Genomic DNA, 9,833 nt, shown 5'->3' on the forward strand with positions numbered 1-9,833 from the left:
TTTATTCATTGTTTTTATCATGAATAGAATCTAATTTAATTTATAGTAGAATATTTTAAAGTGAATTTAACTTTTTTCTTCTTATTCTAGTTAGGTGTATTCAGTAATTCTTTGGATTTTCATATTTTCAAATGAATTCAATTACAACTTTTTCTGGATGGGTACATCTTTGAACTTTTCTGGTACGGCGACCATAGCGATAGGGTCACATCTGATCTCGTCTCGATCTCAGTAATAAAGTCTATCTACGTTCTGTCTTGTACTATAGGTGGTAAGTCTATGGGAATTTCGGAAAGTTGCCGGCCTTTCATTATTAATTTTAAAGTATTTTTTTTGGCTTGTTTTTGTGGCAATTATTTTAAGTGGAATTTATTATGCAGTTTTTAATATTCTAGTTTTTGTAGTAAATTTAAGATTCTAATTTTTTAATAATTATTTTAAAAAAAGTTTATAGATTTTTTGAGATAATACTATTTTTTTTTATTTATTTTTTAAGTTTTATATTGTGTAATATATCTTCTAATTGTTCTTCTTGTATTTCTTGATGTTGCACATGTAATTGTTCTTTGTTATCTGTTATTTTCTTTGTTTTGTTAGTTATGATGTTATTTTCTTGAACTTGTGTTTTAGTTATTTTATCATGATAATTTATTTCAATGGTATTTATGTGTCCTTCATCAAATTTTATTTTTATATTTTTTATTTTCATTTTTCAATGAGTCCATTATTGATTATTTGTTTAATCAGTATTTTTTTATAATCTCTTTTTAGATTATAAAGTTTAAGTTTTTATTATATTTTTGATTTCAAAATATATTTTTATTTTATTTTTATTTCTAGATTATTTTATCTAGACTTTATTTTTTTAATTTTAAACGTTTTTATTTGGTATTTAATTTTATAGTATTACCTTTTTTTATCTATAATTAGTGTTTTTTATATATTTTCTTATATAAATAGTATTTTATTAATTATGGGGTGTTATAGTATGATTTTTTTATTTTTTATTTATAGTACTATTTTTTTTGTTGTTTATTATCTGTATAATTTGTTTTTTATAAAAAAAAGATAGAAAAGAGGGGTGGTGAATATTTTTTTTTATTTATCTTGTTATTGTGAGTATTTCTGTTGTCTCTGTTCTTTTATATAGTGGACTTGTATATACAGCAGTTATTGTATAATTTTTTGGACTTAAGTATGTGGGTGTGTATGTTATTGTGGATGTATTGTTGATTATTGTTCCATAGATTATGTTTCCTTGTTGATCTCGTAGTGTTTTTTTATTTATTTTAAATATTACTTTACCTGTTGTTATATTGTAGGGGTTGGTTATGTTTATGCTTAATGTTATTGTGGTATTTGTTTTTGCTTGTAGTGGTGTTGTTATTTTTATGGTTGTGTTTTCTTTTTTTATTGTTAGTGTTGTGTTTTTGTTTCTGTTTTGGTTATAGTTTTGTGATCCACTGTATGTTGCTTGTATTGTGTATTGTGGGTTGTGCCATATTAATGGTATTGTAAATTGTTCTAGTATTGCTTCTCCATTTTTTACGGGGATGTAGATTGTATTATTTTGATTGTCTTTTAATGTTTTACCATTTATTTTAAAGACTATTTTACCTTCATTTACTGCTAGTCCATATTCATCTATTATTATTGCTTTGAGGGATATTGTTTCATTTATTTTTGATGTTATATTTTGTGTTGTTATGGTTGTGTTTATTTTATCATTTGGTTCATTGTTTTTTACTGTGTTATTGTTGTTTGGTGTTACCGTTTTATCTCCTTTTTTATTAGTACTTATGAGAATGTTATTTGTTATTGTATTGTTTTTTGATGTGTCAAGTGTTATTGTGTAGATGGTGTTGGTAATTATCTTATTTTTTTGTATGTTGTTGTTATCGGATTGTTTTAGAAGTATTGCTGTACTTGTATTTGTTGTAGTGTTTATTGTTATGTTGTTGTTTGTTATGTTTGTGTTGTATGTGTTTAGTTGCATTGCTATTGTGTTTGTTGCATTTATTTGTCCAGTGTTTAGTGATATAATTGAATTGTTTTGAGGTATGTTTCTTGTTGCAATATCAAGTAGTGTTGCTGTGTTTGCTTTTACTGTTAGATTATTATTAGTTATTGTGTTATTTTCTATTTTGCCGCCTTCATTGTCTTTTCCTATTGCTATTGCATCTGATTTATTTTCGGATATACTTATTATATTGTTTGAATCGATGGTTAGGTTACTTGCTGATGTGAATGCTTGGATTCCATTTGCAAGTTGTTTTCCATATACAGTTATATTGTTTTTTCTTATTGTGTTATAGTTAATGTTTCTTCCAAGATTTATTCCATATGTGTATTCATTTGTTGTTGAGTATATATTGTTATATTCAATTAGGTTATATTGTGCTTTAAGGCCACTTTTAGATCCTTGTATTGTGATTGGTTCTATTGCTCCATATTCATATTTGGTTATTGTGGTGTATGTGGTTATGTTATTGTATTGTATTATGTTGTTATTTGAAATTATTGCTATTGCTAGTGTTTTTACTAGTCCTAATTCAGAATACCAGTCTATTTCATCTGATGGTCCGCCTACTGTTATGTTGTTATTTTTTATTGTGGTGTTGTCAGAGTTTATGTTTATTGTAATTATTTCTTCGGTACTTTTATCAGTTATTGTACAGTTTTCTATTGTGCAGTTTGGTGCATTGATGAGTATTGTACTTGGTAGTTGTTTGTCCGTATTATTTATTGTTAAGTTTGTTATTGTTGTATTTTTTCCAAGTAGGGTTATTGTTGTTCCTTTTAGTGTTGTATTTTGTCCTTGTATTTTTATGGATGTTTTATCTATTGTGAAGTTTTTATCTTCAAATTCTCCTTTTAGTGTTATTGTTGTATTGTCTTTAATATCTTCATTTATTATAAATCCTTCTTCATCAAAGTATGTGGGGTAGTTGTTGGAGGTTATATGTATATCGTTTTGTTGTTGTGTTTTTATTGTTGGGGTAGGTGTATCATTGTTTGTATCTACTGCATTTACTGTGGTTATTCCTAGTATAATGATTATTAGTGATATTAGAAGGATCGTGTTTTTATATGATTGTTTCAATATTAATCTCCTAATAATTTTTTTTTGAATAGTTTGTTAACTCTTCACATAGTTATGGGTTATCTTTATTCCTGTATTTATATTTATTATTCATTAATTTTTATAAAAATAGTATTCATAATATATATGTTGTAGTATATATTTAGTTTTTTATGAGGAGTATTCGAGGTTATTAAATATTTATCTAAAAAATAGGTATAGTTCTTATATAAACTAGATTTTATTTAAGTTTATAATAAGTTTCATGAAAAAAATTTTTCTAAAAAAAGTTAAGGGGAATTATATTATTTCCCAAAAAAAATTATTTTACAATAGTTAATGTACTATTAACTTCACAACGTTCGTATAAATTATTACCATATACAGCAGTTAATCTATATGTATGTGCACTCATTTTTGCAGGTAAAGTATAACTTATTGTAGCAATACCCTCACTATCAACAATTCCATAAATTACATTACCTTCATTATCTCTTAATGTTTTACCATTAAGTTTGAATACAACTTTACCATTTGTAACAGCAACCTTATTATAAGTTACGTTAGCTTTAAGTGTAATAGTTTCACCAGCTTTAACATTATCCTCTGTTGTAATAACCATATTAGCTGTACGTTTATTTACACTAATAATATTTGAAACTCTACTGCTAGTATATTGTGAAGAACCACTATAAACAACAGTTATATTACATTTATCAAAGTAGTTTTTAGCAACAGTAATTTGAGTGCTTGCAACACCATTTTCTACTTGAACATAAATTACATTACCATCACTATTTCTAAGGGTTTTACCATTTATTTTAAATACTACACGACCACTGTTAATAAGTGTATTATCACTAGATGCTAATTTAGCAGTAATTGTAAGATTATCACCTATAATAGCTACACCAGTTTCAATAGAAATTGTTGGTTCTTGTTTAACAAGATTCATGTTAAAGTCAACAGTTTTACTATTATAATACTCATTTTCAACATATGTAGCAGTCCAAGCAACTGTCTTTTCAACATTATCAGTTGTAAGTTTAAATGATGCAACACCATTTTCAACCGCAACATCAAATGTGTTTGTATTATCTGTAAATATAATATTACCAATAGTTACAGGGTTACCTTCACTATCCTTAATTGTTGCAGTATACGTATTTTCTGTTCCTAGAGTAAATGTCACATCAACTGCTGTGATTGTTAACTCATTACTTGGTAAGTTACTAGATACAGTGTTATCACTAGATGCATTTACTGATTTATCACCTTGACTGTGACTAGTTATAAGTGTATTGTTTTGAACTGTATTTGAGGAACCTTTAACAATATTTACAGTGTAACTATCTTTACCATTATCATTAATAGTAATTATATTACCTTTTATATTGTTGTCTTTAGCATTACTTCTGCCATTTACAAGAATACCTGCAACATATTGACCTACAAGATCAGAGGTACTTTGTTTTGTAGCAGAACTATCTGCTGTTAATGTAATATTGTTTCCAGTAATTTCATTTTCATCAGCAAGATACATTCCAATACCCATAGTATAATTACCAGTACCATTAATTGTATTGTTAGTTATACTATTTTCATCTGCACCATATAATTCAATACCATAAACATCATTTGCGGATGCTATAATAATATTTGAATCTACTATATTTTCTTTTGTACTACCTTGACTATTAGTAGTAACAGTTATACCATAAGTATAATTTTCAGCATTAACTGTAATATTGTTTGATTTAACAATATTTTCACAAGCAGCACCTAATTCAATACCATTTGCAAAGTATGTACCATTAGATACAATAGTATTATTTTCAACATGACTTCCATCTATAAAGTTACTCATTCTAATACCATATGTATAATCTGAGCCTTTAGTAGTTATATTATTGTTAGTTATTGAAGCATTAAAGTTTTTATTATAAATATAGTCATATGTATCATAATCAAGTTCAAAACTACCTGGGAAATCTACACCAACCATAGTTTCCATAGTATTTTCGCCACTACCATGACCAGTAGCTTCTGTAGTAATACTATTATTATTTATTGTTGTGAATTTAGTGTTGAATGCTTGAATAGCACTTAAATTACATAATCCAAATCCACTACTATCATAAGTAATTTCATATGTTAATCCAGAAACATTTATGGTGTTATTTTCAATAATAATATTTTCAGTACCATTTAATGTAATAGCATGTGTTGTTCCAGCGGTATTAACTTGAGTTAATGTATTATTTTTAATTAAAATATTATTAGTATTTATATTAAATATTGTACTTGAATAATCTTCATTACTAATAATAAGATTTGTTATATTACTATTTTCAGCTTTATTTGTGAATATAAATGAGGAATTTGTAAGAATTGCCTGATTAGCATCACTTGTAATATTAACTGCAAAGTCAAATGTAAAGTTTTTATTTGTAAATAATCCTGATAATTTAATAGTAGCACCTTCAGATATTACATCTTTTGGTGTTCCATCTTCATTAAAGAAATCTGGATATGTGGTATTTGTAATTATTATAGGAGCTAAATTACTAAATGTTATAACTTGATTTGCTTGGATTACTTTAACTACATAAAATCCATCATTATCAGTCATAGTATTTGTTGTAATGCCCTCTTTTACTACTGAATTTTCAGTAGCTACTGTACAGTCTGAAGCAGTGTATTCTACTGTAAATTCTGGAAGTGAACCTTCAAGATTTTTAATATTACCTTCAGAGTCAGTTACTTTATTAAATGTAGTTGTAATGGTATATGTATTATCAATAGCATCAGATAATGTTGCATTCATAATTACCCAAGTATCTGCAGTAATTTGTGAATAACTAGTACTGTATACTACAAGAGTATCTTGAGGTCCTTTATTATTTCCCCACCAATTATTATTAACAAGTACTTTATTATTTTGACCAGAATAACCATTACCATTATATATATTTGAACCTTCTTTAGCAGAGTTACCTATAAATACAGAATTACTTATAGTTAAGTTTCCTTCAGTATAAATAGCTCCTCCACGACCACTACCATAACTTGATGATGTAGTAACACTATTATTAATAAATGTTGACTTAGTTATTGTAGCATTACCATAATCAGCAATAGCTCCACCAAGTACTGTGTATGATTGATTTACAGTATTTCCAATAAATGTAGAATTATCAATTACAAGTATTGATTTTGGAGTAGAATATCCATTACTACTATATAATCCACGACTGTAACCAGTATTATTAGTAAATACTGAATTATAAATATATAACTCTTTAGTATTTGTTAACCATCCATAATCAGATGAACTTGTTGTAGTTACATTTTTAACAATGGAATTATTTATTACAGTAATACCTTTATTTGTTATGGATTTAGCATTGATATTAGTAATATTAGAGTTATTCATAGTTAAATTTGAAGTTGTATCTACTATAATTACTCCTCTGTCACCATACCCTGTATTTACATTAAAGTTTGTAATTGTAACATTTTCTAATATTAAATTTGCATTTTTTAAACTTGTAAGTGCACCATATGCATAACTACTGTTAGTTATAATTATATTTTTAATAGTAAGAGTTACACCATCAGATAAATTGAGTACTGGAGTAGTACCTTCTTTTGCATTAAGAGTAAATCCTGCACCATCAATAACTAAATCCTTAGTAATATTAAGTGTAGTTTCACTTGATGCTCTTGTAAGATTTTGAGTTAATGTAATTACATCATTACTATTAGCTGCATCAATAAGTTTTTGGAATCCTTTATAATTTTTTGGATCAATCACAGGTGCTTTAACTTCAAATACAACATTTTGATCATCTTGACTAATTGTTATTGTAGCATCAGTTAAACCTGCATTATATCTATTAGTAGTTTTACCATCAATAACTTCGGTTTCATCTTTAACAAATGAACCCGCTGTTGCAGTGTATTTAACATTATTTAATTTTGGAAGTCCACCAACTAAATCATAAATAGTACTACTTGAATCAGTATATTTATTAAATGTAGTTTCAACAGTAAATACACTATTATCTTCAGGATCTTCAGTTAATGTAACATTCATAATTACCCAATTAGTCACTGTAATATCAGGATAATTAGAATCTTCATATTCATCTTCATCATAATATGATTCAGAATTTACTTTATCTGATGGATTAGAATTGCTACCCCACCAATTATAATTAGCTACTGGAGATATCTTATTATTTCCATTAAATAGTATTGTATTTGTAGTATTGGATAATAATACTGAATTTGTAATATTAAAGTTTCCATTATATCCTGTAGCTACTGCACTACCATTACCTGTAGCAATATTATTAATGAATGTAGAATTAATTATTGTAGTTAATCCATTACTAATATATATAGCTCCACCATTTTTATCAGCATGAGTATTACTATTATCTTTAAAGTAAGAATTGGTTATATTAGTATTATTGCCTGTGGTTATTACACCACCATTTCCTTGACTTACAGTATTTCCAATAAATGTGGAATTATCAACTAATAATGTACCTGTTTGAGAAGTACTTATACCATAAATCATTCCAGAATAACCTTTATTATTATTCATTGAAGAATTAATTATACTTAAATTACCCGTTAATTTAATTACTGCATTATCAACACTTGAACTTGCATCAACATCAGTAATAGATGTATTATTAATAGTTACATTTCCTAAATTATCAATAAATGAACCTTTTATATTTCTAATAATAGTATTATTTATTAATAAAGTAGTATCTTTAGTAACTTTTATTAAAGAAGTTGGATTATACTGGTTAGAAATTACTTTATTATCTTCAATAGTTACATTGTTTAATATTAAATTACCAGAAGTAATATTTATCATACTTTGAGCACTTACATTAGTTAATGTAATATTAGTTAATGTTAATGTAGCATCATTAGAAATATTAAACATAGTACCTTCAGATGCATCTATTTTTAAATTTTTACCATTAATAGTAATATTTTTTGTAATATTAACACATGTTTCAGAATCAGCTCTTACAATATTCTTTTTTAATTTTATAATTACATTTTCATCAACATAATTAATAGCATCTTGAAGAGAAGTATAATCAGTCATATCTGGTAATACAGTACCATAAGTTAATGTACCTGAAACAATTGTAAGATTTTCAGATCTATCATAGGTAACACTCATTTCATATTTATCTTCTTCAAGATTTGAAATAGTAATAATTGCAGTTCCATTAATTACGGTTGCACTATATGTTTTAGAATTCACTGTTAAAGTAGCAATTCCACCAGTAATTTCATTTTTCTTATCATCAGTAACTCTTACTTTTACTATTATAGGTTCATCAGAATCAATAGTAGTATCTGGGGCAGTTACAATAACTGTACTATTTAGTTTATAATTACTGAAAATTCCAATATCTGATCCATTAATAGCTCCATAGTTATCTTGCATGGTATTATTAATGATAAATATATTATTTCCAGCTACATGAATAGCACCAGCACTACCTCTAGGATTTCCATTATATGAACTAGATGCATTGTTTTCAATGAAAGTATTATTTTCTATAGTAGCATTAGCTCCTCTAATTGCAATAGCACCACCATATGTTCCAGCACTGTTCTTTTTGAAATATGAATTGGTTATAAATACACCATAAGTATTAGTTCTTGTATTTATAGCACCACCATAATTACTAGCATAATTGTTGGTGAAATTGGAATTATTAATACTTAAAAGACCACCTGTATTGAAATTAATTGCTCCATTTTGACTTGTAATATTATCAAAAATAGAGTTTTCAATAGTCAAATTAGATCTAGTATTATAAATATAAATTACACCATTAGAAATTTGATCAACATTTCTAAATGTGGAATTATAAATGGATATTGCAACATCAACAGCAGTTGTGTTTATAAATCCTCTTGAAGCATAAGTTGTATTGGTAATATCTGATACAGTAACATTAATAAATGTTAATTTACCACCCGCAGAAACTGTGAAAGCGGCATCTTGTCTAATTTTATAATTAGTAATTTTAACATTTTTGATAGTAATATCAGAAGTTACTTTAAAAGTACCATTATGTTGATTATAATCAATAGTATGACCATTACCATCAATAATCATAGTTTGATTTAATTCAAATATACTATTTTCCTCTGTGGATTGATAATCTTTATCAAGTGTAATAGTACTTTTATCACTAGTTTTTGCTTCTTCAATTACAGTATTTAAATCAGCAAAACTTCCAGTTTCATCTTCACTTTTTATACTTTTATGTTCTATATTATTTGTTTTTATTTCATTAATTTTATTATTATCATTAGTACTAATTTGACTAGTAGTTGATACTTGTTGTTCTGAAATTTCAGAAGTAACTTGTTGAATAGTATCATTTGAATTTATATCTGTAGCACTTGTTACAGATAATCCAATTAAAGTCAATAATACTAATAAGAACATTAAAATTGTTGTTGATTTCTTATTAAACATAAAAATTTTAACATCCTATTTTTTAATTAAAATATATTTAAGGATGAATAATATTATCACTTTGAACTTCAATTCTAATAATATCATTATCTAATTACGTGTTTTTATGAGTTAATTAAAACATTTCATTTTCTTTAATCCTCAAATATGTTTCTTATATATATTTTTTCAAATATTAATAAATTTTTATAAAAAATAATTAAATTATTCATCATGTAT

The 9,833-nt window shown here is 25.9% G+C and carries 3 protein-coding genes and 1 rRNA gene; 1 reads left to right on the forward strand and 3 read right to left on the reverse strand.

The genetic code is table 11. The features are described from left to right. Window positions 1-183 precede the first annotated feature (183 nt). Window positions 184-305: ribosomal RNA gene (gene rrf, locus NL43_RS07855) — 5S ribosomal RNA — on the forward strand. A gap of 179 nt (window positions 306-484) precedes the next feature. Here rrf and NL43_RS07860 read toward each other — a convergent pair. From NL43_RS07860 to NL43_RS07870, 3 genes are all read right to left on the reverse strand, one after another. Then, window positions 485-709 (reverse strand): hypothetical protein, encoded by a 225-nt coding sequence (locus tag NL43_RS07860; protein ID WP_069593505.1) that lies wholly within the window; start codon window positions 707-709, stop codon window positions 485-487. 393 nt (window positions 710-1,102) lie between these two features. Beyond that, window positions 1,103-3,103, reverse strand: coding sequence for an Ig-like domain-containing protein (locus tag NL43_RS07865; RefSeq protein WP_069593506.1), 2,001 nt, complete (start codon window positions 3,101-3,103; stop codon window positions 1,103-1,105). Between the two features lie 301 nt (window positions 3,104-3,404). After that, window positions 3,405-9,614 carry a hypothetical protein gene (locus NL43_RS07870; RefSeq protein ID WP_069593507.1) on the reverse strand — a complete coding sequence of 2,070 codons (6,210 nt, stop codon included), beginning with the start codon at window positions 9,612-9,614 and terminating at the stop codon, window positions 3,405-3,407. Window positions 9,615-9,833: the final 219 nt, after the last annotated feature.

It is taken from the genome of Methanosphaera sp. WGK6, assembly GCF_001729965.1.
GTDB lineage: Archaea > Methanobacteriota > Methanobacteria > Methanobacteriales > Methanobacteriaceae > Methanosphaera.